We start from the raw sequence: 26,860 nt of genomic DNA on the forward strand, positions 1-26,860 counted from the left end.
ACATCATGCCATTATGACATATACATCTCTTGAGGTGATAAATTGTGATTAACTTCATTGAAGATGTTGTTCGTTTTCCAGAAGCACTTACAGGTGGAAGAACGATTTCTCGGTTATTTCGAACATATCCCTTTAGAGTTTTAAGTGCAAGTAGTGTTTTAAGCGGAATTGATTATGGTTTTTCTGATCAAGAAGGTATGTTCTTTAGAACAACGATTGATACTAGTGCTCATATTATTTCTCCTTACGAAGTAGTCGTAAATATTACTTATGGCTTTCGTTCTCGGGAATTCGATAAACGTACGGATGCTACAATTAAATATACATTATTCTTAAATCAGTTATATTGGCCAACTTGATTGATAGGTAAAGAATATAAAAAAAATACACCTATAATATAGATCAAATCTACATTATCAAGGTGTATTTTTTTATTTAAACCTGTCTTCTTTCATGTAAAAAAATAAATATATTTTTACAAATACTATACCAAGCGTATCCAACTAACCAACCAGCAATAATATCAGAGAAATGATGTACATGTAAGTATATTCTGCTCATCGAAATTAAAAAAATAAATAAAAGTACGATAAATTGAATTACTCTTTTATGCTTCATTAGAGAAGGTTGAAGCACAATTAAAATGAATCCTAAAGTTAGAAAAAAAGTTGTTGCCATAACAGCATGTCCACTTGGGAAACTAAATCCACTTTCAACATAATACATTGAAGTTGGACGTGGTCTTTCATATATATCTTTTAAAAATGAAACAACTACTCTAGCAGTTAAGAGTGTAACAATTAAAGAAATGCCAGTCCATATACGCTTACGAATAATTGAATAGATTAAGATGATGACTGCGAATGTCAAATACATCTTTGAAGAACCAAAATCTCTTAAGAAATAGCAAAATGAATCCAACGCATCAGTCCGAATGAATTCAAAGAACTTAAATGCTGATTGATCCAGGTTATGAATCATTTTCGAATCATAAATAAGTCCTAAAATAATAAATAGAAAGATAGAAGTTATAATTAGTATCCAATTATTTTTTTTCATAAATTCCTCCAAATCTAATTTACCGTTATGTCTGCTTGTACTTTGGATACACAGAGAAAAACGACGAGATTACCCGTCGCCACTTTCATGACTATTCATCTTCTTCATCAATTTCATCAATCATACATTTTTCCAGTAAGTACTCAAAAGTAATATCCGCTAATTCTTCAATTTCCTCTTCCTCAGGAACATATCCTCGTTGAATGAGCTGTTGATAGAAAAATTCTGCTATTTCTTCCGTATCAATAACTACCTCAATTTCTTTCACTAGCATCACCCCTTACTAGTTAATATGTGAAAAATGAGAAAATATGAAAAAAACCTTACTAAGCACAAAAAATATTAATATGTAACCTTTAGCATAATACAACATTGACAAGCATATATTCAATTAAAACATGTTAAGGGAGCGAGATTACCAATGATAAAAATGGACAAGCTAGCTAATTTAAAAGAAATTATGGTTAATGATGACAAGTTTGAAGAAGCTGCTGAAAAACTGACGACAGTTGCATTTTTTATTTTATTAGGGATAGGCATACCTTTTATGATTCATATAATTCTACAATTATTGTAGAATATCCTCTCTCTCAATTCGTTTTCTTCTCTGAGAATTTATTTAAATTTTTAAGCACAAGATCCATCACAATTTTATATTCTTCATCTTGGAAGATTGAATATAAAACAGCATAATCATTGTATATATCTAATAATCCATCGATTATTTCTTGTTTTGTTGTTTTATTTCTATTTTTATTAAAATCATTCATTGAGCGCAGTTTTTCTAAGTCTAATTTAGTAATGCCATTTTTATCATTTCTTAATTTCTTCAAGATTGCATTTGCAGTTTGTGCTGATGCAATTAACGTTAAATCTGTTTCATCGGCTTCTAACCATTCTCCATCAGTAATGCGCGCTAATTCATAAATTGTATCTTCCCAAGCGTCATTTTTATATCGCCAAACTTCTGTACGGTATCCAACAATACGAAAAATTTCTTTTTCATATCCGTTAACTTGAACGAGATCCCCGAAAGAAAATGAATAATTAACTTCGATCCATTCTTTTTCAAGTTTTTTCCCGTCATATTCGTTGAGAAGTTGAAGAGTATTCTCTACATAAAGTCCGTCATGATTATTGACCTCATATACAAAAACGCCATCCATCAATTTAATATTTGTTATCTTACCTACAGTTCCATATAACGTTATCACGACAATATCATCTACGTTATACTTCGGTTGTTTTTTCTTTGTCATACTTCTTACCTCCTTCTCCATTCGTCGTGACTAATACGTTTTTACTGTATACTATGCAGCCAATACATAATTGTCTGTCATTTTCAGAGTAAATAAAAAAAGGGATTAGCCTATTTTATAGGGCAGAAGTTTAAAGCTAGTTCAAAGTGCGATCTGTACAAAATATAAATAGAAGGACTAACATAGGTTTTTATAAATAAAAAAAGATGCAACTTAGGTTAAACTAAGTCACATCTATCTATCGATCTTCTTCATATAAGTTCCATGCTTCATCGAAAACGCTCATAGATTGTAAAAAAGTACCATCCAATTCTAAATATGAGCTAATTTCGTCATAGCTTGAAGATTGTTTTGGAAACGAGTGATCATTAAAAAGATGATCTGCTAATATTCCAATATCAGTAGGAATTTTATAGTTTCTATGTTTCATCATATAATGGTAAAATGACTTTCTCATGATTCTCCCTCAGCTTTATTTATTTTTTTATATTATATACCCGCTTACAAAAAACTAGATAAGCGAAACTATTTTATAATTTAAAAATACTAGTTCTATGACGAGAAGTCAAAATAATTTCTTTTTAACAACCTTGGTTGCTTCATTAATTCATCAAATGACACCGCAACTGGAAGTAGTTTTGTTGAAATAAGAAATAACTGATTTTCTATTTCCTTAACCATCTCTTCCTTCTGATAAGTGAAATTACATTGATTACAATGAAATGATGGTACATTTGTAATTGTGATTGCGCGTGAGCCATCAGGTAATTCCCAATGTACAACAGCTTTTGTTTCTATTGCATTTTCCTCTCCACACCAATCACACTTTAATGGATTACTCATCTTTCTTTTCACTTCCATCCATTTTTTGAATTTGAGCTTGAAATTTTTTCTCCTTTAGTTCATCCCTTTTTTCCCTTTTATTCTTTAATGAATTATGTGTTGGATCTGTTTGATATAGCTCCCTCTTCTTCATTCTTTCTAAATCTGCTGGAATTAAGCTTTGTACTTGATCATTCATAATACTAGCAATACCAACTTTAGCAGCTTTATTTAAATAATCCGGATAAACAAGTGAAAAATATTCCTCAGCAGTATCTTCTTGATAGTTCTCAGGCTCTGGATAAGAAGTTATAACACCTTCAAAATTTCTAAGCACGGTTTTTTTACTACTTTGAGAGACGATATAGTTTGGTTGAAGTGAAATTTTCCCTCCACCACCTGGTGCATCTACTACAAAAGTAGGTACTGCATTTTTTACATAATGTACTTTAACAATAAAAAAAAACGGACTACTTTTTTACTGTAGTACCGTTTTTAAAAGCGATCATTACACTTTTCGCTATTAAATTAATATTGGGTTTATTTCGTAGAATAACTGTGCCAACGGGTTTATTTTGAGCTGATGTAGCACTGTTATTCTTTGAATCATCGTTTACCATGCTACCCCGCCCTTCCCTTTTGTATAATTCTTCCGGTGTTATCAGGGCGGTTACGTGCTTTCGCACATACCGTATTAAATTATATGTACCACGTGCTTGACTGTGTGCCTATGTACATGCATATCATCTCATCTTGTTACTTTCGGATTATAATAAACTGTTTTTGTTAAATTTAAATGTTGATTTTTGAACTAAAAAAGGTTGTCAAATTGACAACCTTAGGAACACTTGTACAAGAATAAATATCATAAATATCCAATTTCATCTAAGGCATTTAAATAGTTTATGAATTTGATGTTATCTAATTTCTGGTTCTCCATCTCTATTCCTATAAAAACTACTAATTCTTTTTCTATATAATCACACCTACAACCTTGTATCGTATAACCACTAATTCGTTTACCGTCTTTACTTTCTAAAATAATATTAATTATTTTTTGATCCTTTAATTTAAATTCTTCATCTGGATAGGTATTTAATAAAAATTCATAAAACTCTTGTTGTGATTCCTTTTCTTCCTCACTAGATAAATTATTTAAAACAGTTTCATCATCGATTTGATAACACTTGATTATATTAGTGAAATCTACATGTGAATCCTCTTTTAATTCTAAGAAATCTTCTATTGCTAATTCTTTAATTTTATATTTTTCTTTATAAATTCGGTCAATGTCATCAATTAAAAAATAATTTGGTATTTTTTTAGATTGAAATTTTGCGTTTAGTTCTTTAATTTGCAATTCTTTTCCCTCCATACTCATCTCTTTTCTACTTTATTCAACTAACGCACTACGTTTAGTTATATATCACTATAGTCTTAAACCATCGTTTCAACCATATAAAGTTCTATCTTAATTAACACTATTTTGGCAATATCAATTTATATTTCCCTAGTTTCAGCCTTTAGCCATTCTCTCTCTTCTTCATTTAAATAAGGACTCAGCTTTGTATATACCTCTTGATGATAATTGTTTAACCATTGCTTTTCACTCTCTGTTAACATATCTTTATTTATACCTGTTAAATCAATAGGGCAATAAGTGATTGCTTCAAACTTCATAAATTGGCCAAACTCTGTTTTCTCGTCTTCAACTACTAACATCATATTTTCAATTCTAATTCCATATTTACCCTCGAGGTATATTCCCGGTTCATTCGTAATAACCATACCTCTTTCTAAAATAACATTATTATCATTCCTTATGCTTTGTGGTCCTTCATGAACATTTAAGAAAAAACCTACCCCATGTCCAGTCCCGCATTTATAGTCCAAACCATACTGCCAAATTGGTTGTCTTGCTAAAACATCTAAGTTAGAGCCTGTTGCTCCGTATAAATATTTTACTGAGCTTAATGCAATAAACCCTTTTAACACCAAAGTAAAATCTCTTTTTTGTTCATCGGTAAGTTTTCCTAAAACAATCGTTCTTGTAACATCAGTTGTTCCATCATAGTACTGTCCACCTGAATCAATTAAAAATAGACCTTCATTCTTGAGCGTATATTGGGTTTCTTTATTAGCTTTATAATGCATCATCGCAGCGTGTTCATTATAACCTGCTATCGTATCAAAGCTAGGTCCAACAAACCCTTCCTGCTCCCTTCTGAAATCTTCTAATCTTTCTTCCGCAGTAATCTCTGTAATTTCTGTATTATCTACAGAATTTTTTAGCCATTTTATAAATTTCACCATAGCTAAACCATCTTTTATTTCACACCATTTTAAATTTTTTATCTCAACTTCATTTTTAATAGCTTTTAAATTAGTTGTGATGTTAGGGCTTTCAATTTTCTTTGTATTGCTGTTAATGGCATTGTATAATCTGATATTTGTTTTATTTGTATCTAGAATAACTGCATCTCGGTCTAAAAGATTTTCTAATAATGTTTGAATTTCATCACTCGCTTTTAACTCGATTCCATCAGCTTCCAGTTCTAATTTAACCAATGGGGAAACCTTGCAAGAATCAATAAATAAATAACATTTATGTTCTGCTACGATTACATTAGCTATTAAAATGGGATTGTTAGGCACATCTTCTCCTCTTATATTCAAAAGCCATGCAATGTCATCAAGAGAAGTTAATATATAATAATTTGCTCCTTTATTTTTCATGTCTTCTCTTACTTCATTTAATTTTTCTACTCGTGATTTTCCTGCATATTTTACGTCATAAGTAAAAATTTGTCCTCTAGGAATTTCCGGTCTACCTTCCCATATACCATCAATTAAATCTTGATTCATTTTTAATACTATTCTCTTTGCTTTTAGATCTTTTTCCATCTTTTTAACCATATTAATTGAAAAAACATTTCCATCAAAGCCCACAATACTTCCTTCTTTAAGGATATCTGCTAGCCATTCTGTATAAAATGGTACCTCTGGATCCATCATTCTAAACAATCTAATCCCTGAGCTCTCAAGCTGCTTTTCAGCTTGAATATAGTATCTGCCATCTGTCCATAACCCAGCATCCTCTAATGTAATAACTACAGTACCCGCAGACCCTGTAAATCCTGATATCCATTGTCTACATTTCCAATGTTCCGCTACATATTCACTCTGATGTGCATCAAAACTTGGAATTATATAAGCATCCACTTGATTTTCTTTCATTAGCTGCCTTAACTTTTCGACTCTATCTCTGATGTTCATTACTAATACCTCCATTTTCTTTAAGACTAAATTCTTTATTTTCACGTTCATACAGCCAAACAGCTAGTACTATACTAATGATTCCAGCTGTAAGCTTTGATATGATAAATGCGCCTATCATTTCTGGTGCTACTCCTGAAACAAATCCTAGTTGACCACCAAATACAAATGCTCCACTTACACCAAAGGCAGTACATACCATTTTTCCTTTAGGATTCATTTCCTTAAATGCTCCAAATATCAACAAATTACTAGCTAAGCTTCCTAAAATACCTGCTACTGACACTGAATTAATTCCAAACTTCTCCCCTATTTTTTCAAAGCTATTTTTAAAGATTTGATTAATAAGTGCTAACATGGGATATGCTCCACCTAAAACAAGTGCAATCTTGACCACTATAATAGTAGATTCAGAAAGTGGTGCTAATCCTGAGACAAGCCTCGCACCAAATATCACATTTATACCTTGTAAAAGTAATCCAACAGTACTCAAACTTACTATAAGCTTTCCAAATACATTAAAAACTTTTATAAAAACATGCGGAAATTTTAATAATCCTGCCCCTAAAATAATGGCGAAAATAAATATAGGGACCAGATTAAAAATTAATAGATTGATATTTATTTTTTGCCATAAGCCTGCTGACAGACATCCTATTGGTATAGTAATAATTCCAACCAACACACCTTTAGAAAAATATTTTTCATCCTCTTTAGAAAGCATCCCTAACGCGACAGGTATTGAAAAACTAATTGTGGCTCCTAAAGTAGATGCAATTATAATTCCAGAAAATGATCCCATTTCTTCTGACAATGCTAATTTATTAGCCATTTGATAGCCACCCATATCTAAAGCTAAAAATGTTGCTGGAACTATAGAGGGATCTAGATGAAAAACTCTACAGATTGGAATAATCACAACAGATAAAAAATTTGTAAATATAGGAACTAAAGAAATTATTCCTATCATTCCAAGCCCTAAAGTCCCCATGGTCTTTATGCCTTCCTCAAATTTCCCACCCAGTTTCAAATGATTTCCGGTAATATAATCAATAGCTCCAATTACAAAAAAAGAACCAATTAGATACAATATTAATTTATCCATTGTTATTATCACTTTCTATTAATTTATAATAATGTCTTTACTAGTCAGCATCTTTATTGTCAAATCCTCTATTGTAGAGATAATTAGGCGTATTAACAGCTATAAGTTTGACTTTTTTATTCGTGTAATTAGCCCAATTATGTGCAATATTTGAGTCCATATGAATGCTGTCACCAGGATATACTTCATGCCTCGTATCATTTATGTAAACTGTTAAAATACCCTCTAAAACATATACGAACTCTTCTCCCTCATGCTTATAGGATAATATTTCTTCATCTTTCTTTTGAGGAAGAATTTCTATAAGCCTTGGAACAAGTTGTTTATTTTCCAAATCTGTACTTAAACTATACTTAATAAAACCTCCTTCTACCGAATCCATTATTTCTTGTTCATAACTCCTCAAAACCATATCTTTTCTTTTAAGTGGGTAATCAAAAAAATGTGTTAAATGCACTCCCAAAGTATCAGCTAGTTTTTCAAGTGAATCAACTGCTATTGTAGTAAGTCCCCTTTCTAATTGAGATATAAATCCAATAGATAGTTCACTTTTTTCACTTAACTCTTTCAAAGTGATACCTTTTTCAGTCCTCAATTTCTTTATTTCCATTCCAATATTCATCATATCACCTCGAATTTCATTTTCATGAATAATATAATACACATAAGAGTAATAATCAATATTTCGTGAAATATATTTCATATATATGAAAATCCCTAATAAAGTTTATCATATATACTCTCAAGAAATGTCCGCATCATTCCACCCTCTAGCACAAAAAAGACGCTTGATCAATTAGATCAATGCGCCTAAATTGTTAAATAAAAGTACGAAAAAAGGGTTATCTTATTGTACCTTGCTCAACTAAATTACCCATAGCTAGTTGGAAAATAAAGATATAATCTGCCTACAATTTGATCAACCGCTCCCTGTCTTTTGGTTATTTTATAATTTTTATTCTGTAATTTAATCTCAATAATGAACCATCCATATTAGAATAATGTATTAACTAAATTTATATAAAATCATGGTACTAATTACGATAATTTTTCATTTCTTCTATTGAAATATCGCATGCTTTAAATTCAACAAGGAATTTAACCGTTGTTTGTTGAAATACACATAGTTAGCAAATTTTGGAAATATCCTCACTGATCATTTCCATTACTTAATTTTCTAAGTAGGAGGCGTTATAATTGCAAATATTTTTTAGATATAATTGGACAGTAAGAGAAGAATGGTATAGGTGGTGTGAAGAGTTAAGTGAAGAAGAACTACTGATGACCCGATCTGGTGGAATGGGAAATATTTTACATACACTTTTTCATATAGTTGATGTAGAGTGGAGCTGGATTCGTACCATACAAGGCAAATCTGATTTTCAAGAGAGTTTCGAAGCTTATAAAAGCTTAGATAAAGTTCGAGAATTGGACGCTAAATTCCATATTGAAGTGAAAAACTTTGTAGACAGCTGGGATCATGAAATAGAAAATCGTTTATTTTACGATACCTTACCAGATGGAAAAAATGTGACAGATACTTGGGGTGAAATCATTAGACACACCATTGCTCATGAAATTCACCATATAGGACAATTATCAATTTGGGCAAGGGAAATCGGGAAGCAACCTGTTTCTGCAAATCTAATTGGACGGGGTCTTGCCACTCATTCGAATAAATAATTAACAAGGAAATCGTTTAATCGGTTTCTGATTTAAGTATAAGTTATAGCTACCATCGCAGGTAGCTTTTTTATATTAATTGCTATATATATTGGCCTCTTTTACTTCCGATAACATTTAGCGCTGTATTTCTTAATGCTTTTTATTAATTGGATTTTTCTTTATGCAAAGATTTTAGGAATTAATTGAGATTAGCAAATTCTTTTGCTTCGAAACATACGTCAATCGGTTATTCTTTGTAAAAACCATCACATCATTTACAGTTTTATTATTCTACTGAACTGCCATTATGATAAATAAGAAAATAAACAATCTACTTTAACATAACCAAAGATAAAAGGATTAGCTTATATGCCAATCCTTTCCTTCTTATCTATTTTCTGCTAACCATTGTTCTACTTTTTTCTTCATTTGTAAATCTAATTTTTCAAGATCACTCTCATCATATCTAGCTTGTTTTACATACTTTCGTGGAAACATTCTTTTTAAAGATATCCCAGGGTCGCCTTCATCTGGCTCTTTATATTCTACAACTGAATAGGAGGAACCTTGTCGCTTCAATGTAATTAATGCGGGCAAGGAGTGACCACCCTGTTCCTCTGTTTTTGTTGACAAATTATAGGTGCCGAAAAGGGAATAAAAGTAGACTGTTAACTTATTATTCTTTTTTTCCGTTCCATATACTTTATGTACTTCAAATTGTTTATCGCTTGGCTCGTATATTCCTTTATATTGTTCAATAATGTAATCTGAAATGATTTGATCCATTTCTGTTGTAACATTTATGCTACCATCCGTAAGCACAGTTTTATTGCAGCCAGCTAATAGTATTGGAATAAATAAGACTACTATTAAACTTAATTTTAGTTTTTTCATCTTCATCCCCTAACCATGAATTTTTATAGATTAACTGTTTCCCCTTTTCTTACATTAAATTCTCTTAATATTTAATATGTTGTCTACTCGATACATATGAGAGATAAATTAGAAACTACTTTTTATAATAGGATTCATCCAAACTTTTTGAAGATAAAATAGACTAGTAAAAACAATAATGTAAATAGTTTTTCTTTTCAGATCAATCATCTTTACATTTTTTTATATTCAGGAGTATTCATTAATTTTACGAAAAACTCGTTTTTACAATCCCTATAATCTTCCATACCCTTCCCTTCGAACTTTCTTTTTAAATGATCATACTCGATTTTGTACTTTTCATTTAATAATAAAAAATCTCGTATTTTCCAAAAGAAATCAAATTCAGAATCAAAAATTGTTAGTTGTACACCTATTGGTGGGTCAAGTGAATCATTTTTAAATGCTCTAAATGAATCAGTTTTAATGCTACCCTCATTTAGTTCAAATAATGTTGAAAGTAATTTTACAGCTTTTGAGAATTTCTCAGGAAAAACTCGTACTTGTATATCTAAATCACCTTTTGTAAGGCTGTTGGGAATGGCCGTACTACCAATGTGCTGAAGATCAGCTTCTGGTAGAAGCGCTTTTATTATTTTTTTATGAATAACGAAAGATTTCTCTGCTTTTTCAAAAATCAATCGATTACTTGAAAAATTAACTCGTTCCATTTAACCCTCCTAGTAGTTTCTTTTAATTTGGCAATAAATTCTAATTTTTCTTACAATAATTTCCAATGTAGTTTAAACTAGATGTAAATAGATTCTAAACATGAAAGGATGATGAATGAGTTTTACAGAAGAAATATGAGGATAAAGGAGTGAGATTACGATTAAATGAGTATTCGTTATTATCTATGGAAAAAATTTTACCAATTACTATTTACGATCATTTTGATCGGAATCATTGTAGCGTTTTCAGTTAGTTTACATACGACAAAAACTGAATTATTCCACACGGTTTTAAAACAACTTAGTACGTTTGGTCATAGCTTTCTTCATTTAAATGAAATAACAATCAAAGTAGGGCCCTTTTCAAAAATAACACCTTTATGGGGCTATTTAAAAGAGCCATTTATCTATTCGTTTATTATTCTATCATCTTCTTTTATTTGTACATTCACGTTAGGAATCTTCTTTTCCTATGTAACTTATCAGTTATCTCCAAAAATGCGAAAAGTCGTCAAAGAATGTTTATTTCTCTTACAAAGTATCCCAGATGTTATGTTTATTTTCGCAGTTCAATTATTCATTATATGGCTCTATAAAAAAACAAATATTCTAATCGTCGATCCAGTCGCAGGACTTGAGAAAGTATATGTACTTCCAATCTTAGTCGTGTCTATACTACCTGGGATCATGTTATTCCAAATGAGTTTTCTTGCAATTGAAGAAGAAAGTAAAAAAACATATGTCGAATTTGCAAAAGCAAAAGGTTTATCCAATGGATGGATCTTACTAAGGCATATTCTACGAAACGTTGTAGTAACTCTATTTTCGCATTCGCACTACTTATTTTGGCTGCTCGTTTCGAATCTATTAGTTGTTGAAGCATTATTTAATATTCATGGTTTTTTTCAATTACTTTATACAGCGTTGAAAACACCTAACGCATTTTACATCTGTTTGATCGCTTTATTTATTCCATTCTTCTTCATAGAAATGATATTTAATTTAGTCGCGATCAAACTGACAGGAAGGGAGCAATCCGAATGAAAAAAGGTTGGACGAGACTTCCTTTCATCTTCTCATTACTATTTCTAACTAGTTTAGTTGCCATAAGTTTCCTTTATACATATGTTTTAAAAGATCACATTAAATCTCCACCAACATTTTTATATGATGGAAATGGAAACATCACGAAAATGCGACCATTCCCACCAAGTTTTGATTTTCCTTTCGGGGTCGATCGTTTAGGAAATAACCTTTTTTGGTTAGTCATTGATGGTGCTAAATATACCATTTTAATCGGATTGAGTGTGAGTTTATTGCGCGTTGGATTAAGTGTTTTCATTGGGATTATTTATGGGATTTATTTACAAAAAATGAGAACACTTTTTACAACTTTTGAGCGAGCATTCCGATTTATTCCAGCTATCCTCCTCGTCATGTTGTTTTTTGATATAAATCTATTTAGTGATGCTACAAAAGGCTTTTCCTATATTGTTTCAATCATTTTTTGGCTAACAATTGTTTCATTACCCTCTCTCGTTCATGCTATTGGCAATGAAGTGAGCCATTTTAGCAACGAAGATTTTATTACAGCATCCAGAGCAATAGGAGCAACAAAGTTTAGGATTATACGAAAACATGTAATGCCATTTCTACGTTCTAGAATCCTACTAATGATCGTTCAGCAAATGATTAGTGTCTTATTACTACTTATTCACCTAGGTGTTTTTCGAATTTTTGTCGGTGGTAGCACAACAATCCAACTAGACACTGTAAACAGCATCACATTCCCGAATTCAAACGAATGGTCTTCCTTAATCGGAGTATCTTACAAAGAGCTAATGCTTGATCAGTGGATTGTCTTTGGACCGAGCATCGCTTTTATTCTTACATTGATAGCTTTTAATGTAATGAAGAGAATGTTAGAGGTTACTCAAGAAGAAATAGCCATTCCAAAAAATGAGAAAATGTCATCAAAAGAACTTAATAAGATAAAGAAATCTGACTTTGCCTTTAAAGAAGCTGTGGTAACAAATATAGACTGATTGAAATTATTTTCTTCTTCTTAGGATAAGAATTCTAGAATCATCAATACTAAAAATTGGCGATAAAATATTACAACTTAATTAAAGTGAATTGGGCTAATGATTCTAATCATTAGTCCATTTTGTATTTTATATACCATTAGCGTTGATACTAAACTTTAACAATTAATAATGTACAAGGAGAAATATTTTATGAAAAATTTATTAACTGTAATCCTAACAGTATTAATCATTCTACCTTTAAGTTCGAATGCGATGGCAGCAGTTATGGATGGAAAGCAAAATAAAAAAGAGCATACCGCTTCTGAGTATTCTAATTATAAATTCAAAAATCCTGATGCAGAAGCAAAAGCAGCAAGTGATTGCTTTTTTTACAAAGTGAGTTGGAAAATGCAGGATATATTCAGAAGGTTCGATAGTGGAGAATTAAATGAAAATGAGGTTGCTAAATTAATTAGTAGTGAGATTTCACCATTGATTCCAAATAAGGAATATGAGATAGCTCTTGAATTGAGTGAGCAGAAGGCGCGTACAGGTCGATGAATTTTTTTGACTTAGACTTATTTTAATAGTTAATAGATTAGTGGAATAAAAAAAGCCTATCTTATAAAATGGATAGGCTTCAGGCTGTTGAAAAAGAACTTTTCAAATAATCAGAAGTATTTTCAGTCTCACTTTCCATGGGGCGAGGCCTGAGCCTCCTTCATGAATTCACCTCAATTTTTTCTCTACAATAATAAGTTTAAAGTTGCTTTTATCGAAATAACCACGAAATGAATTTCTCATTTAATGTACTTCCTTATTATGAGGATGTTTTTTCTTTTCCGGTAACATTCAACCAGTTTTCGAATATTTTATCGTCTTTAATTTTAAGTTCAAATTTCAAGAATCTTAAAAACTCTTTTGTGTCTACCTCTTTATAATGATAATAAAAATAATAATCTTTCAAAAACATTTCCAATGCTTTTCTACCACCGTTTTGATTAAATATTTTTAATAATTCATGAGAAGATTGTCCGTAAATATAACTAGGGTATTCCACAGGAGTATATTGATTAATAGATAAATTAGAAGGCTTAGATGCTAATTTAATTGGTATATTATTATTTGGAATTTCATTTTTTCCTGCTATAAATAAACTGGTAGCTACTGAAGCAAGTCCTTCATCCAACCATGCATCTTTATACGGATCATTACTTATGACTCCATAAAACCATTGGTGAGCTATTTCATGAACAATTAAATATCTCAAAACGTTTCTTGTCGCACTTGTATCTACAGTAACTATCCCTGGATACTCCATGCCCGAATGGCCGGTATTACTAGAAATAATATCTAATTGTCTTAGTGGATAAGGTCCGATGATTGATTGAAAATATTTTAGTGATTTTGCTGCAGCATCTAATGAATCTTCTTGTATGTTTTCATTAAAGTTAATTAATCTAATCTCGACCTTTCCGACTTTTTTAGTAATGACATTTGGATTTTTTAGAATCCCAACAAAGACTTCTTTTTCATTTCGGACATTAAGTTGGTTCGAAGGTTTACTTGGAAACTCATCCTGGTCACTAGTTGTGAAAACGGTGTATTCATTTGGCACTTCATAACTTAGGTTAAAATTACTGAACGTCGTATGATATGATTCGCCCTTAAACTGGTAAGGATGTTTATTCCAACCCTTCCCTTCTATATATGTTGGAACCATTGGATACCACTGTGCTAAGAAAAAATTTTCATTTTGTTTTGTAAATCGAAAACCCTGGTCAGGTAAGGTAAATGAATAAGAAATTGATAAGCTAACTGTTTGATTGTTCTCTAAATTGACTTTGGATGGAATTGTTAATGTATCTTGATTAAGATTGTACTGTGTTTGAATGTCATTCACACGAATACTTTTAATGTGGATTTTTGACGGGTGCTGAAGTGTGGGCGAGTTTTCTTTTGTAAACATATTCGGGATAAAATATAGTTTAATATTATTCAATTTATCTTTAGTTATATTTGTAACAGTTATGTAAGCTTGTACTTCAAACTTTTCATCCTTTTTCATTTTTAAAGAAAGTTTATAATCTGTTTTTATGCCAGTTAACTTACCGATTGGATTGAAATTTTTCTTTATAACTTTACCTACTTGCCTTGTGTTACCCCTATTTTCCATTTGGCAACTAGCCAAATTCAGAGTAATGACTAATATTAAAAAGATTAAACTAGTCTTTTTAATCATTACTTTCTCCTCTCTATTCTCCATATTCTATTTCTATAAAATAATTATTACTAAATTTTACCATAAAATCTATATTTTTTTAATTGTCTATAATTCATCCAATTCTGTTCTACTAGTTAGATTTCTAATCAAAAGAAAGGATCGACACAAATGTCGAACCTTTCAATTTATTACTTTTTAATTAAAGGGATTTTTATATCATTTCCAACTTCAAGCGCACAGTCCCGGCGATCCTTAACTGGAGCAAAAATCATAATATATTCATCATCTTCACCAGCCACCTCACCTTTACTAAAAATCGGAACAACTTTTTCCCCAGCCGATTTTAAGAAAATTCCCGATTTTTTATTATTTACTGTATACCCTAGTTCTTTATCGATTTTTCTAGAATTAAGGAATTGTTCTTCCAATTTACTCATTACTGTGTATCGCATTCCACTTTCATCAGTAAATACTTTCGTATCTGAGCCGGCAACGACTACCCTTGTTTCCAGTGTCGAAAACTCAACCTTTTTAATTTTGTATTCTATGTTTTTGTAGGTAAAATTTTTGTTTATTTCAATTGTTTCTCGATTAGAAATGGCAGAATTAGCTAGTTTGAAATCAAGATTCCAAATTGCTGGTACCATACTGTCCTTTTTATCACCATATATTGTTAAATTTTCAATTTCTAAATGAATGTTTTGTCCTTTGTACTTTTTGATTGACTCAAATGACAATGCTTCCACTACTTTATTTTCTTTACGGTCGTAATATCTACTACCCCATCCTACGTTATGTAATTTCAGCTTTTTATTGTTACCAACCGTTAAATTGATCGAACTATCACCTTCAAAAATATCAATATAATAATTTTTTAAATCCTTCGTTTTACTATGGTAAGTCAATAAAAGTTTTGTCTCTTTATCATCAGTCATAATTCCTTCAAAGTGTACACTTATATCATTTGTAGCATCAAAATAAGTTTGATTAATCGCTTGATGTTGACCTAATTTAATTGCAGCTCTAACACCTGAATCATCAATATGATCACTTGAAAAAATTTTATCATACATTTGTTGAATCGATGCCAACACTGGTGTAAATCTTATCGATAGTAGACAAATCACACAAACCGCTGCAACTACAAGTAATCTTCTGTATAATCCTCTACTTTTGTATAAAACTCTTTCATTTATCAGCGATGATTCTTCATTTATATGTACTTGTTCATCTGTTACAATCTTATCCTTAATTTTATCCCATACATCAGGAACCTGTTTTTCAATTGCACTATGCAAGTGCATTAACGTTTTATCTTTCTCCATCGTATCCCTCCTTACTTTAAACATTTTTTCAACATTTTTAATGCCTTGCTGTACTTCCAAAGAACCGTACCAAGCGGCATTTCAAGGATAATGGCAATTTCTTTGTGTTTCATACCTGAAAAATCTTTCATAATAACAATCTGTCTTTCTTCAAAATCAAGCATTTCTATGTATTTGGTTAATACTATTTTGTCTAGTGGATCTTCAGAAAGAATTTGTGCTCGCTCGAAAAAAACATCATCAAATCCTGTTATTTCTCGTTTCTTTTTTCGATAAAGATCTAAAGCAGTATTTCGAGAAACACTAATCAGCCAAGCTTTAATATTTGAAATCTTATTTTGATTAAGCTGGTGAAATAATTTTATAAAAACTTCTTGCAACACATCTTCTGACAATTCAAAGTCTCTCAATATAGAAAGCGCCATTGCAAATACATGCTTCTTATGTTCATTAAATAATTGTTTAAATTCATCTAATTCATCAATTAGAATTTCTCTTTGTTGCGAACTCGTTTGCCCCATTTTATACCTCCTTTTACTTATTAGACGGTTCAAATATCCAGTTTATTGGTAATAAATTTATTTTTTATTAAATTATTTCATACTGCTATACTAAATAAAGCTAAATACATAAAAAAAAGAGCCATCAATAGGACTCTTAGGCACAATTTTAATAAAGCTATTACTAAAATTCTATTTTATTAATGGATACTCCTTCCTTTACACTAAACCACTAAATATAAAAAGGTGTTGCATTTAAACTTCTAAACGTCATAAAACCAATACCTTTAATGGTATCTAAACCAAACAAACCATCCTTTTTTCTTATCTTTTGCTAAAAAAATTTGCCCCTGTCCTATACTTGCTCCGGGAGCTTTTGGAAAATCTAAGCGTACTAGCCAAGATTTTTCAGCAATTTCTTTACCACAAAAATACTTTGCCATTCCATAATAATCTTCTTCCTCTTTAACGCCAACAGTTTTTGGGAATGGTTTAGCGGTTAAAACATTCCACTTTGTATAGATGTCAGGATCATCTGAACTAGCAACATAAGTTTTTGGAATGATTGAATTTAATGCTTTTATCACTTCATTCTGATCTTTCATCGATGTTTTTTCTAAATTACTTAAAACAGGACACTCTTTAGGTTGTGCATATCCTATATTTGTTCCAAAAGACAACATCAATATGAAAATTAAAAACATAAATTTCATTTTCAATAAAATCACCTCTGATGTTATCTTCCCTTATGATCTCTATTGTTATGAACTTTTTATCAACTTTAAAACAAGAACTACATCCATGTTACTTGGTATTCCAATTCGCTTTCTAATTGAACTTATTTGACTGATTTAATGGACCCAAGAAAGGATTTTTTTCTGTTGAATTATACGGAATAAATTCAATCTTATTCGCTTGATACATTTTATCTCGATATCCATAAGTAATAAGTATATCCCCAATAAACATAGCAGGCGTTACTTGTGCACTTACTCTAACCATTAATTTTTTATCAATTACTTCATAATCAACAATGCTTCCAAAACCAATATCTTCACCTAAATGAGATTGTTCTATCGATTTCGTATCGATCGTGTATATTTTGTTACCACCTATAATTAATTCAGCATTTTCGCTAGTTAACTTTGTTTTAACATTTTTATGAATAATAGCTAAAGGATTATCTACAATTTCATCTATCAATCCATTAGTATACTTGTAAACATAAACCTCTTCATCTAATACACCAGTACCATACCCTTTGTTCAAGACAATTATTAAATCTTTATTTTCATCTTTGTTAATATCCTCGTAAAAAATCTGTGGGGCAAAAGTAGGGTTTGTTACATTCATCCAGAACAGTCTAAAATAAGTCTCTCCTTTAAACTCAATTTTAAAATCTCTATACATATCTCCAATCTTCTTAGCAAACAAGGTGATATTATCCTTTTCAGATTTCGAAACCAATATATAATCTTCATCTGCTGCTTTTATATTTTTCGGAAATAACAAAAAAAGTATTAATACTAAAATCATGTATTTTTTCATAAAACACCTCATTATAGTTTTCCAAATGAGAAGTTTCTTATTAAATCATAGTGAAAAATGAAAAAAATCGACCAAATAGTCGATTAAACCGTTCAAAATATGAGTAAAAAGGCCTAAAGGAAAAATTTACTTATCAAAAAAGCAATGACAGCAAGAATAACGTATTTTAAAATTCTACGCATCTTCCATTTTTCTAGATAATAGTAGGCAACAACCATATAAAGAGTAACTGCTATAAAAAAGAAATTGTATGACAGATGAAAATATTCACGGATAAAGACAATAGCAAACATCGCTAGTAAGTGTACACCATCATATTTTTCTTTAGGTTTATTTTCATCTTTGTCATGTTTCTTTGACATCACAATTCTCCTGTTTTACATATTTTCTTATTAATTATTCTGAGCTGAAAATTTAACTATTTATTGATAACTTGTCAATCTATGTATACTTTCAATAATTATGTCAGGACGATCAAGAAATATAGAATGCCCTGAATTGCTCGCAAAATACAATTTCCCTTTTGAAGATAGTTTGGCTTGTTCTGCGATTAGTTCTGACCATTTCTCTTCAAAAGTTCTTAGCTCCCATAAAGGAATTCCTGTTTTCAATTGAGACTTAATGGTGAATTCTTTATCACGACCAATTACAATTAATGGAACGGATGGAAAATCACCTAATTTTTTGATAAAGTCAGCATCTTTTTTCCATTCTTTAATCTCGGATGCCATTGCTTTATATAATGAAGGATTTACTTGAAAGTCCAATAACCTCTGTTGAGCTTTAATTGGCAAATTTCGAAGTTTGTTATTCAATGTAGGACTAATTATTCTTTTTAATTCTTTAGGTTCCTTAGTTGCATAATTTAAACATTTTTCAATCCAAGCTTCATCAGTATCTTCATCTAAGATTGGTAAATCTAAGCTATCTAATTCTTTTAAATCTACAGAAGTAGAGTCTACTAGAATCATTCCAGCCACAATTTTAGGATAAATTTTAACAAAATGTTGTGCACACAGACCACCATAAGAATGTCCGATTAAATAAATGGGTTCTTTAATGTTAAAGTGATTCATTATTGCAACTAGATCGCGTACGGTTGATTCAGTATTATTGCTTTCTTCTCCAATTTCGCTTTCACCAAGTCCACGGCGATGAAATGATAGTACTCTATTATTTTGACTTAAAATTTCTATTACTTCATACCACTCATCAAAAGAACATGCCATCCCTGTTAGGATTATAATTAGTGGTCCTTTATTTCCTTTATATAAAACTTCAATTTTATTTTTATTTATTAGTATAGATTCATGAATATCCAATGTAACTAATTTCTCCTTTAATCTATTTATTTCAGTTACAAGATTTTTATATTAATAATGAGAAACAATAGCAATCCTTTTATTCTAAAGATAACCAAATGCTTTAAACTGCTTATACCTTTTTACCGCAAGAATCCCCATCCATTGTTGTCTGGCGATTTCAAAATATTTAGGGTAACTACCCCAACGCCATGAAATGTCCCAAACCCCATCCTCATTAATTTGTTGTATATAAAAATCTATATTTTTATCAATTAAATGACCTAATCTTTCGCACAGTTGATGATTAGGATGTTCAACAAAGTCTAACGGAAGAGCTTTATACCCTGTTCCCCAATTTGAAACATCTTTATCTACGCATTCTTCAGCTAGATCAAGTATTTTAGTTGTAACGCTTTCTAATGTGTACTGGTTTCTTAATTCAAATAGCTCTTTATAAGGTTCGATTATTTTTATGAATTGAAGATAATTATTGATTTCATGTCTATCCATTTCATTTTTTATCATTAAATGATTTACTGCCTTTTCGATCGAATTCCATCCAGTTATTGAAGCCTGACTATTATGCGCGGACCAATGCACTATGAAAGCGGCTAGTTCCACACCAGGATTATACATCCAATTTTCTTGCACACCTTCTGTCCAATGCCACCAAGGCGCATGTGGGTAATCATTTGTCTCTGGTAGCACAGAATCCCACATACCTGTTTTGAGTTTATATGTTTTCAAAAGATATTCAATCATACTCTTTACCATTGGATGATCTGCATCCGCATCTATTTCCTTCAAGATTTGTCCAGCAGCCCATGTTGCCATGGGAGATGATTTTGGTAACCGAAAGTCTGGTTCTAAGGCTTTTCCAAAACCTCCATCCTCATTCTGATATTCCATTAACTCGTTCAATACAGTTTTCTTATCTCCATTCTCAAACTCAAAATCAAACCTTGCGTCTTCTATATTTCGTCCATTAGTCTTAATAAACACTTTACCTTTATTAAAATGATTTCTCAGAAATTTATTGTACAATCAATATCCCTCCTTAATTTGAAATCATGTCATAATTCTTTAAAACTAGTAAAACTTCCATTGTAACAATACTTTTCCATTCTTTTTCTCCTGAACCGGCTTCCCAGTTTAATATAAAATTTCCCTGGTCTGATTGTGTAAGTATTTCATTCTCAAGACAAGTAATAACATGTTCCTTAAGGAGAGAATATAGTGGACTTTGTAGTGAAGGAGCATACCAGAAAGGTTTTGCACAATATTCATTTGACCAAATCTCTTTCCTAGTTTCGATTATGTCAAATATATTCGTTTTAACTTTATCTATTATTTTTTCACGTAATGAATCTTCTAATCGATCAGCTAGTCGAAGAAAACAAAGTGAAGCAAACCATCCATCCTTATTTAGCAATGATAGTTTTTTCATTGCCCCCTCTGTCACTTCAGCTAGAAAATTGCTTGGTACAAGTTCCTTATAATCATGTAAATAAGCAATTAACTCTGCACATGGATTCGCCCATTTATCGGTAATCATATAATATTCAACAGGTGAATCTTTTGGATTTTGATACCAATATTTGAGATCTTTATCATAGGATTTCATTATATAATTAACACCGCTTTGAACAATTTCCTCATTTCTACTAGCGTTAATAGCATGTAGAATTTGAAAGGCCATATTTGTATCCATAGCATTTTCAAAAAGTCTTTCACCTTCACCTAAATTTTTAAAACCTCCATTTTCTCCCTGATACCTTTCAAGTTCATGGATTACTGATTTTTTACTCCCATTTTCAAAATGAAATTTATATATCTCTTGTTCTAAATTTCTACCTTTTGTCATTATATATTCTCTTGCTAATCTCAATTTGTCTTTAGTTAGTTTTATTGTCACTTAGTTACCTCCACGGCAATCTTACTGCAAAAATCCAGTTAACTTTATAAAACAAAACGTCTATTTAGTTAAATTACTATTTTCTTTTCTATATGATTTCTATTTTCATATATCCATAAAAACATTTCTTTGTTACTATCGAAAAGATTTGGATAATCGATGAAATAGGCCATAAAAATAGTTTGGATACAGAGCATTGTGTGCCATATCGAATTAGCCTCAACATCGGATAATTGATTAATTGAACTGTAACGATTAAATAACTCTCCAACAAACGCAATCCAATCTTGTCTTAACGTATGATCTGAAAAAACTTCATTTAAAATACTTGTTGCACAGTAACACACATCAAAAATCCTAATACTTTCTTCAGCAATCTCAAAATCTATGATTCCAACTAATTCATTATGTTTCATAATAAAATTCGATGTGTGTGGATCTCTATGAATTAATTGTTTTGGTAAAACTTCGGAAATATTTTTAACGTCAGCTTCGATCTCTTCGAAAATCAAATTTAATTCATTAATTTTCTTATTAGAATTAATCACATTAACTGCCCAACCAAACACGTTATTATAGAGATTTCTTTTAGTGAAATCATGCTCATCTTTGAACGTCTCCATTGCCTTATGTAGTTTCGCGATTGCTTCACCAAACAACTTAGGAAAATGACCACCTTCTAAGCATTCCTTAGGTGTAATTATATCTCCTTCAAAATACTCATAAATTGCGAAAAATTCTTCTTTATATTCGCAAAAATCTTCCCCATTTTTATTTATTAACGGAATCTGAACACTAATATTTTTAGAATTTAGATAATTTAAAAGTTCATGTTCTTTAATGATTTCTTTTAGACCTGCTTCTTTTTGCTTAAGTACATATTTCTTGCCGTCTACATTAGTAAATATGGATACTTTATTAGAGATTACGTGAATGTAAATAACAGCAAGGTCCCAATTGCTTACTATTTCAGAAACTTTCAGATTCATATTTTGTCCTCCCTACTAATTAACTATTATTGCCATTAATTCCTTCTAGTTCAGAAAAGACGTTAGTTCAAAACTAACAGGCCTTAGCGTAAAACATTGCCCCAACTACTTTATTAAATAACGAACATTTTTTTCAGAAAATAAGACTCTCTTATAACTTAATTACCTTATTTCCTAATCCTCAATTTTTTCAGAATATTTCGTTGTTAACTATGTCGCACCGTGATATAGTCATATCATGACATATTTAGTTGTGATATAAATTCATTTGTACAATCTTTGAGAGTTAACCTAAAGAGGTGGTTATATTGGATATCGAAAAAGTGTTAAAGAAATACCTACCAATGACTGAAACCGCATTTTACATTCTACTATCTCTAACAAGACCACGTCATGGTTACGGTATTATTAAACATGTGGAAGAAATTTCAGCATCACGAATTCAATTGGGATCGGGTACAGTTTACGGTACACTTACAAAAATGCAAAAAGATGGACTCATTACTGTTTTTGCTGATGAAGAAAGAAAAACCGTTTATGAAGTTACTGAAAATGGAAAAAAAATAATTGCTGCAGAGATAAAAAGACTAAAAGAACTTCACCAAAATGCTATAAAATATGAGGAGGCTTTTTTATGATAAGAGTATTTAGACCATTTTGGAGCTATGACGTAAAAAAGACAGAAGAATGGCTTTCAGAAATGGCGGAAAATGGATACATCTTAGTAAAAGTAAATAGATGGTTACGTTACTTTTACTTTCAAAATAGCGAATCCCAAACAAAAACATATCGCGTAGTATATGATAAAATTAGAGCCTCTTCAATGTCTAAATCATTATCTGATGAAGGCTGGATAAAAAGTAATCAGTGTGGAAAATGGCAATTTATTTCTAATGATAAACCAATTGAACAATTAAAAACTGCCTCCGTACGTGATGGCATTATAAAGCGTAATAAAACGATTATGTATACATATAGTGGATTCTTAATTTATTTCTTATTTGTTGCATTAATGAATATATCTATATTTGGTATGGCGTTTTTTCAGGATGAGCCTATTGTAGTAGTAAAAAGCCCTTTATGGATTATTACATATACATGTCTAGGAATTGCAATTGCGCTTTTTATAATTGCTATTTATTCAGTATTTAAGATTAGAAAAACGAATAAATTATAGCTCTCGGAAAAACAAGAAAAACTTCCAAATGAAGTATATAGTGAAAACAGACTAACTAAAAAAGAAGAAAAACAGTTAAAACTTTCGGGATCAATGATTGTAAAAAGAAAGTTTGGATGGATGTATGCTCCTGATCAACTTGAAAGATGGCTAGTTAATATGGAAGAACTCGGGTTTAATCTTTATCGAGTTGGAAAAACAGAAACCGCTTTCTATTTTATTAAAGGTGAGCCACGTAAGGTGAGTTATTGTGCTGATTATCAAAACATATCAAATGAAGGCTATTTTGACATTCACAAGGAAGCTGGCTGGAAAAATATTTTTACTTCCTATTCATCTATACAAAAGTGGACTATTTGGTCCCGAGAATATCAAAAAGGTGAAGTAAGTCCGCGAATTTACAGTGATAAAACCCACCTTTTAAAACACGCCAAAAAGGTAGCAGTCTCATATACTAGTTGGACTATCCCGTTAATTATTATGTATATCTACATATTTATTCAAGATCTAAATACTCTTAATTATTTTCATCCAAAAGGAATAATTTTAAATATGGTACTATTTTTAGTTGTTGCACTACTTTTTGGTATTAATACTGTTAGAACATGGTTTTATTTTCTTCGACTTAGGAATCAATAATTTTCATGTTTGTTTTTGAACTAAAAAACTGATTAATTAATATTATCCCCTTATAGTAGACATGCGATCAAGCTTATCTGATTAAATAGATTAGCAGTCTACTTTGGGGATTTTATAATTTCCGTTCATTTTGATTAACTAAAGCATGCGTTCAATAACTAGGTCATTTGTATTGCCACTCTAATGCTCTTCCTACTAGCTCTTAAATAAATTTTTCTTTACTTAATTGATCCTCTTTCGTGTTTGATATAAATAATAAATCATTAAAAGAACTCGTATATTCCAACAAAATATTGATATTTCTCATCACTAATCAATCTATTTCCATAACCTTCAAAGAAGATTGTGACTTCAGCTTTATTCTCAAAAATATTTGGTTTAGGCCGTATTGCCAATGAAACATCATACCTCGGGTCTCCGTAGGCTACTCCACTCCAATCAATAATACCCGTGATTTCTCCATTCTTGACTAATACATTATCAATCGTAAAATCTCCATGAATTAACGTCTGATTAACTGTCCTTGGCTTATTTTCTTTTAATCTATTTAACACCTTTAAAGTGCCATCTACTTTGAAATTTTTAAAATTATAATCGGCTTGAATCAACTGATCATCCAGCCACAATTTATTATTTATTAATGAATCCGGGCAAATTGTGGAATGGAGCTTTGATAAAGTTTTACCAAAATTATAGATCGCTTCGTATTTTTTTTCTTTTGTATTCTCGATAGATAAATAGCTTCTTAATGTTTCACCTTCAATATTCTCCATTAATGACCAAAAGGAATCTTCATTTTTATCCTCTATATAATTGTAAACTTTTGGAATCGACAACTCAGTTTGAGATAACTCATTTAGTACATGTACTTCTTTTGTCAGTAAAGAGGAATACTGTTCGCCTTTTGTTCTTTTTAGTACGTAGTATCCATTCGTTGTTTTTAGAATACCTACGTTTGATGTGTGACCTTGTCGTGGAAATGCTATTTCAATAATATCTCCAACAATACTTCTAATGCCGTTTGGAATTTCTTTTAATCTAATTGGTTCCACAAGGGCTCTGTTAAATTTAATTGTTGATTTTTTAACTAAAAAAAGGTTGTTTAATTAGACAACCTTTAGAACTCTTATGGTTGAACAACACCAAGAGCAATTAACACCTGCCAAATAACAATAAATATAAACACAGATAAACCAATCAATGTAATCCAAGAATTAATTGTCTTTTTTCCTCTTATAATTTTATAAGAAAAGTAGATAAAAAATGTTACTAATAGGATTATAACAATCGCTAAAAACAGATTTAAATATACAAACATGATGAATACTCCTTTTACGTACTACTCTAGGTTCATTTTAACTAACGCATTAGTTAGTTTAATAAGCAAAGTTACTATAAAGCAGCTTTTGACATATAGGAATATTACTTTTGTTTGAAGAATTCTACATATTTCTTATCTTCATTAATAAAACATCTTCCCTCAGATTTTTCATTTGCTAAATCAAAATAGCTTCTTGCAGCGCTTATATCTCCCATTTCATAAGCTACTTTTCCTGATAGAAATTCTCTTTCCCCTGAGTCGATTCTATCAAGACCACAGCTATAAATTACATCAGCCCATTTCTTAGCTTCAATAAAATTATTAATCAGGAGATTGGTCTCACTTAGATATAAAGCAAAATGATAACTATCTTTGTAAATACCTTTAGGCTCGGGTATAGCATTCCAGGCTTCTAGGAGGTAATTTATTGAGTCTTCGTAGTTTCCTAAATCGAACTCCTCGTTACTCTTGTCAAAAAGTGAAGATATTCTCTGTTCAAGATTTGATATTTTCAACCTTAATTCCCCCTATATTAGTTCTTGAATTAGCTTTATATACTTTGGGTCTTCCTCTTCAAATATGTCCTGACCTTCCAACATATAAGCTTTCAACAAATATTCCTTTGCCTTTTCTTCTTCATAGGTTTCATATAAGTTTTGACCCAATCTCAGTAGTATGAAAGGATTTGCCATTCCTTCAGGACAATTAAAAGCATCATAAAAATAATTCTTTGCTTTGTGATAATCCTCAAGATGAAAATACACATCCCCAAGTGCGGTAAGTACCCAAGTGCTAGCTTCCCATAAATATTTAGGGTCAGGTATTAGTTCTAATGCATTTTTGTATTTCTTAATGGCGCCAACATAATCCTGAACTTCAAATAAAGCATCACCTTCCTCAGAAAGTTCAACTATTTTATCATAGATTTCATCACTAATTTCCATAAGTCCTCCTCTTAAACACTAGCTTTATTTTATTAATATAGGTAATTTTCAAAAAAATCTTATACAACTAAACTGCCATTTTGTTGAATAAAAAAAGAGCCGATCACAGCTCCAAAATGTTATGTAACTAACGCATTAGTTCGTATTATAAGGTCAA

36 protein-coding genes are annotated in these 26,860 nt (G+C 30.8%); 9 read left to right on the forward strand and 27 right to left on the reverse strand.

Features of this window, described 5'->3' with window-relative positions:
- The first annotated feature begins 44 nt into the window (after window positions 1-44).
- A complete protein-coding gene (locus CN692_RS03955) occupies window positions 45-359 on the forward strand; it encodes a hypothetical protein (RefSeq protein WP_098117847.1) in 315 nt (104 codons plus the stop codon).
- Between the two features lie 76 nt (window positions 360-435).
- Here CN692_RS03955 and CN692_RS03960 read toward each other — a convergent pair whose 3' ends face one another.
- A complete protein-coding gene (locus tag CN692_RS03960; protein WP_098117848.1) occupies window positions 436-1,059 on the reverse strand; it encodes a phosphatase PAP2 family protein in 624 nt (207 codons plus the stop codon).
- 91 nt (window positions 1,060-1,150) lie between these two features.
- On the reverse strand, window positions 1,151-1,327 hold the full coding sequence (locus CN692_RS03965; protein ID WP_087997714.1) for a YozD family protein: 177 nt from the start codon (window positions 1,325-1,327) through the stop codon (window positions 1,151-1,153).
- A gap of 153 nt (window positions 1,328-1,480) precedes the next feature.
- Between CN692_RS03965 and CN692_RS26000 the strand changes: the two genes are divergently transcribed.
- Window positions 1,481-1,636, forward strand: a complete 156-nt coding sequence (locus CN692_RS26000; RefSeq protein ID WP_179865364.1) for a hypothetical protein — start codon at window positions 1,481-1,483, stop codon at window positions 1,634-1,636.
- Window positions 1,637-1,649: 13 nt separating this feature from the next.
- Here the strand turns inward: CN692_RS26000 and CN692_RS03970 are convergent, their stop codons facing one another.
- The 9 genes from CN692_RS03970 to CN692_RS04005 form a co-directional block, all read right to left on the reverse strand.
- Complete coding sequence (locus tag CN692_RS03970; protein ID WP_056466277.1) at window positions 1,650-2,318, reverse strand: hypothetical protein; 669 nt, start codon at window positions 2,316-2,318, stop codon at window positions 1,650-1,652.
- Between the two features lie 238 nt (window positions 2,319-2,556).
- Window positions 2,557-2,775 carry a YozE family protein gene (locus tag CN692_RS03975; protein WP_098117850.1) on the reverse strand — a complete coding sequence of 73 codons (219 nt, stop codon included), beginning with the start codon at window positions 2,773-2,775 and terminating at the stop codon, window positions 2,557-2,559.
- A gap of 95 nt (window positions 2,776-2,870) precedes the next feature.
- Window positions 2,871-3,161, reverse strand: coding sequence for a YokU family protein (locus CN692_RS03980; protein ID WP_098117879.1), 291 nt, complete (start codon window positions 3,159-3,161; stop codon window positions 2,871-2,873).
- Window positions 3,154-3,597 carry a lysine 2,3-aminomutase gene (locus tag CN692_RS03985; protein ID WP_098117851.1) on the reverse strand — a complete coding sequence of 148 codons (444 nt, stop codon included), beginning with the start codon at window positions 3,595-3,597 and terminating at the stop codon, window positions 3,154-3,156. The genes CN692_RS03980 and CN692_RS03985 overlap by 8 nt, the downstream gene beginning before the upstream one ends.
- Window positions 3,598-3,610: 13 nt before the next feature.
- Window positions 3,611-3,760 carry a hypothetical protein gene (locus CN692_RS26005; RefSeq protein ID WP_179874365.1) on the reverse strand — a complete coding sequence of 50 codons (150 nt, stop codon included), beginning with the start codon at window positions 3,758-3,760 and terminating at the stop codon, window positions 3,611-3,613.
- A gap of 245 nt (window positions 3,761-4,005) precedes the next feature.
- Window positions 4,006-4,500 (reverse strand): hypothetical protein, encoded by a 495-nt coding sequence (locus CN692_RS03990; RefSeq protein WP_098117852.1) that lies wholly within the window; start codon window positions 4,498-4,500, stop codon window positions 4,006-4,008.
- Window positions 4,501-4,640: 140 nt separating this feature from the next.
- Window positions 4,641-6,416: an aminopeptidase P family protein gene (locus CN692_RS03995; protein WP_098117854.1), complete on the reverse strand. Its 1,776-nt coding sequence runs from the start codon at window positions 6,414-6,416 to the stop codon at window positions 4,641-4,643.
- A complete protein-coding gene (eutH, locus tag CN692_RS04000; protein WP_098117856.1) occupies window positions 6,400-7,521 on the reverse strand; it encodes an ethanolamine utilization protein EutH in 1,122 nt (373 codons plus the stop codon). Before eutH ends, CN692_RS03995 begins: the two co-directional genes overlap by 17 nt.
- 40 nt (window positions 7,522-7,561) lie before the next feature.
- Window positions 7,562-8,143: a helix-turn-helix domain-containing protein gene (locus CN692_RS04005; protein WP_098117857.1), complete on the reverse strand. Its 582-nt coding sequence runs from the start codon at window positions 8,141-8,143 to the stop codon at window positions 7,562-7,564.
- 575 nt (window positions 8,144-8,718) lie between these two features.
- Here CN692_RS04005 and CN692_RS04010 point away from each other — a divergent pair.
- Complete coding sequence (locus CN692_RS04010; RefSeq protein ID WP_098117858.1) at window positions 8,719-9,204, forward strand: DinB family protein; 486 nt, start codon at window positions 8,719-8,721, stop codon at window positions 9,202-9,204.
- Window positions 9,205-9,573: 369 nt separating this feature from the next.
- Here the strand turns inward: CN692_RS04010 and CN692_RS04015 are convergent, their stop codons facing one another.
- Together CN692_RS04015 and CN692_RS04020 are read right to left on the reverse strand one after the other, a co-directional pair.
- Window positions 9,574-10,080 (reverse strand): hypothetical protein, encoded by a 507-nt coding sequence (locus CN692_RS04015; protein ID WP_098117860.1) that lies wholly within the window; start codon window positions 10,078-10,080, stop codon window positions 9,574-9,576.
- A gap of 212 nt (window positions 10,081-10,292) precedes the next feature.
- Entirely contained in the window at window positions 10,293-10,790 is a 498-nt protein-coding gene (locus tag CN692_RS04020) for a GrpB family protein (RefSeq protein WP_098117861.1), read from the reverse strand.
- A gap of 165 nt (window positions 10,791-10,955) precedes the next feature.
- On the opposite strand from CN692_RS04020, the gene CN692_RS04025 reads away from it, so the two are divergent.
- From CN692_RS04025 to CN692_RS04035, 3 genes are all read left to right on the forward strand, one after another.
- On the forward strand, window positions 10,956-11,834 hold the full coding sequence (locus tag CN692_RS04025; RefSeq protein ID WP_098117863.1) for an ABC transporter permease subunit: 879 nt from the start codon (window positions 10,956-10,958) through the stop codon (window positions 11,832-11,834).
- Complete coding sequence (locus tag CN692_RS04030) at window positions 11,831-12,835, forward strand: ABC transporter permease subunit (RefSeq protein ID WP_098117864.1); 1,005 nt, start codon at window positions 11,831-11,833, stop codon at window positions 12,833-12,835. The genes CN692_RS04025 and CN692_RS04030 overlap by 4 nt, the downstream gene beginning before the upstream one ends.
- Before the next feature lie 192 nt (window positions 12,836-13,027).
- Window positions 13,028-13,378, forward strand: a complete 351-nt coding sequence (locus tag CN692_RS04035) for a hypothetical protein (RefSeq protein ID WP_098117865.1) — start codon at window positions 13,028-13,030, stop codon at window positions 13,376-13,378.
- Window positions 13,379-13,637: 259 nt separating this feature from the next.
- Here CN692_RS04035 and CN692_RS04040 read toward each other — a convergent pair whose 3' ends face one another.
- From CN692_RS04040 to CN692_RS04085, 10 genes are all read right to left on the reverse strand, one after another.
- Window positions 13,638-15,059: a M1 family metallopeptidase gene (locus CN692_RS04040; protein WP_179874366.1), complete on the reverse strand. Its 1,422-nt coding sequence runs from the start codon at window positions 15,057-15,059 to the stop codon at window positions 13,638-13,640.
- 170 nt (window positions 15,060-15,229) lie between these two features.
- Window positions 15,230-16,366, reverse strand: a complete 1,137-nt coding sequence (locus tag CN692_RS04045) for a DUF4179 domain-containing protein (RefSeq protein ID WP_098117867.1) — start codon at window positions 16,364-16,366, stop codon at window positions 15,230-15,232.
- A gap of 11 nt (window positions 16,367-16,377) precedes the next feature.
- Window positions 16,378-16,887, reverse strand: a complete 510-nt coding sequence (locus CN692_RS04050; protein ID WP_098117868.1) for an RNA polymerase sigma factor — start codon at window positions 16,885-16,887, stop codon at window positions 16,378-16,380.
- Between the two features lie 266 nt (window positions 16,888-17,153).
- Complete coding sequence (locus CN692_RS04055) at window positions 17,154-17,579, reverse strand: hypothetical protein (protein WP_257131559.1); 426 nt, start codon at window positions 17,577-17,579, stop codon at window positions 17,154-17,156.
- A 115-nt stretch (window positions 17,580-17,694) separates the two neighbouring features.
- Window positions 17,695-18,414: a hypothetical protein gene (locus CN692_RS04060; RefSeq protein WP_098117869.1), complete on the reverse strand. Its 720-nt coding sequence runs from the start codon at window positions 18,412-18,414 to the stop codon at window positions 17,695-17,697.
- A gap of 113 nt (window positions 18,415-18,527) precedes the next feature.
- A complete protein-coding gene (locus CN692_RS04065) occupies window positions 18,528-18,776 on the reverse strand; it encodes a hypothetical protein (RefSeq protein ID WP_098117870.1) in 249 nt (82 codons plus the stop codon).
- Window positions 18,777-18,836: 60 nt separating this feature from the next.
- Window positions 18,837-19,736, reverse strand: a complete 900-nt coding sequence (locus tag CN692_RS04070) for an alpha/beta fold hydrolase (RefSeq protein WP_257143961.1) — start codon at window positions 19,734-19,736, stop codon at window positions 18,837-18,839.
- An 84-nt stretch (window positions 19,737-19,820) separates the two neighbouring features.
- Window positions 19,821-20,762: a hypothetical protein gene (locus tag CN692_RS04075; RefSeq protein ID WP_257143962.1), complete on the reverse strand. Its 942-nt coding sequence runs from the start codon at window positions 20,760-20,762 to the stop codon at window positions 19,821-19,823.
- Window positions 20,763-20,775: 13 nt separating this feature from the next.
- The gene (locus CN692_RS04080; RefSeq protein ID WP_098117871.1) at window positions 20,776-21,633 is read right to left on the reverse strand and encodes a hypothetical protein; all 858 of its coding nucleotides are present in this window, start codon (window positions 21,631-21,633) and stop codon (window positions 20,776-20,778) included.
- Between the two features lie 68 nt (window positions 21,634-21,701).
- Window positions 21,702-22,622: a phosphotransferase enzyme family protein gene (locus tag CN692_RS04085; RefSeq protein ID WP_098117872.1), complete on the reverse strand. Its 921-nt coding sequence runs from the start codon at window positions 22,620-22,622 to the stop codon at window positions 21,702-21,704.
- Window positions 22,623-22,930: 308 nt separating this feature from the next.
- Here CN692_RS04085 and CN692_RS04090 point away from each other — a divergent pair, with 308 nt between their 5' ends.
- The 3 genes from CN692_RS04090 (at window position 22,931) to CN692_RS26585 (ending at window position 24,438) form a co-directional block, all read left to right on the forward strand.
- Complete coding sequence (locus CN692_RS04090; RefSeq protein WP_179874367.1) at window positions 22,931-23,260, forward strand: PadR family transcriptional regulator; 330 nt, start codon at window positions 22,931-22,933, stop codon at window positions 23,258-23,260.
- On the forward strand, window positions 23,257-23,799 hold the full coding sequence (locus CN692_RS26580) for a DUF2812 domain-containing protein (RefSeq protein WP_257143963.1): 543 nt from the start codon (window positions 23,257-23,259) through the stop codon (window positions 23,797-23,799). Before CN692_RS04090 ends, CN692_RS26580 begins: the two co-directional genes overlap by 4 nt.
- 93 nt (window positions 23,800-23,892) lie before the next feature.
- Window positions 23,893-24,438, forward strand: coding sequence for a DUF2812 domain-containing protein (locus tag CN692_RS26585; RefSeq protein WP_257143964.1), 546 nt, complete (start codon window positions 23,893-23,895; stop codon window positions 24,436-24,438).
- 263 nt (window positions 24,439-24,701) lie between these two features.
- On the opposite strand, the gene CN692_RS04100 is transcribed toward CN692_RS26585, so the two are convergent.
- The 4 genes from CN692_RS04100 to CN692_RS04115 all read right to left on the reverse strand — a co-directional run bounded on the left by CN692_RS04100 (window position 24,702) and on the right by CN692_RS04115 (window position 26,703).
- Entirely contained in the window at window positions 24,702-25,490 is a 789-nt protein-coding gene (locus CN692_RS04100) for an aminoglycoside phosphotransferase family protein (RefSeq protein ID WP_098117874.1), read from the reverse strand.
- Between the two features lie 74 nt (window positions 25,491-25,564).
- Window positions 25,565-25,756 (reverse strand): hypothetical protein, encoded by a 192-nt coding sequence (locus tag CN692_RS04105; protein ID WP_098117875.1) that lies wholly within the window; start codon window positions 25,754-25,756, stop codon window positions 25,565-25,567.
- Between the two features lie 104 nt (window positions 25,757-25,860).
- Entirely contained in the window at window positions 25,861-26,274 is a 414-nt protein-coding gene (locus CN692_RS04110; protein WP_098117876.1) for a hypothetical protein, read from the reverse strand.
- A gap of 12 nt (window positions 26,275-26,286) precedes the next feature.
- Window positions 26,287-26,703, reverse strand: a complete 417-nt coding sequence (locus CN692_RS04115) for a tetratricopeptide repeat protein (RefSeq protein ID WP_098117877.1) — start codon at window positions 26,701-26,703, stop codon at window positions 26,287-26,289.
- Window positions 26,704-26,860: the final 157 nt, after the last annotated feature.

Source organism: Bacillus sp. AFS002410 (assembly GCF_002556365.1).
In the GTDB taxonomy this organism is placed as follows: Bacteria; Bacillota; Bacilli; order Bacillales; family Bacillaceae_G; genus Gottfriedia.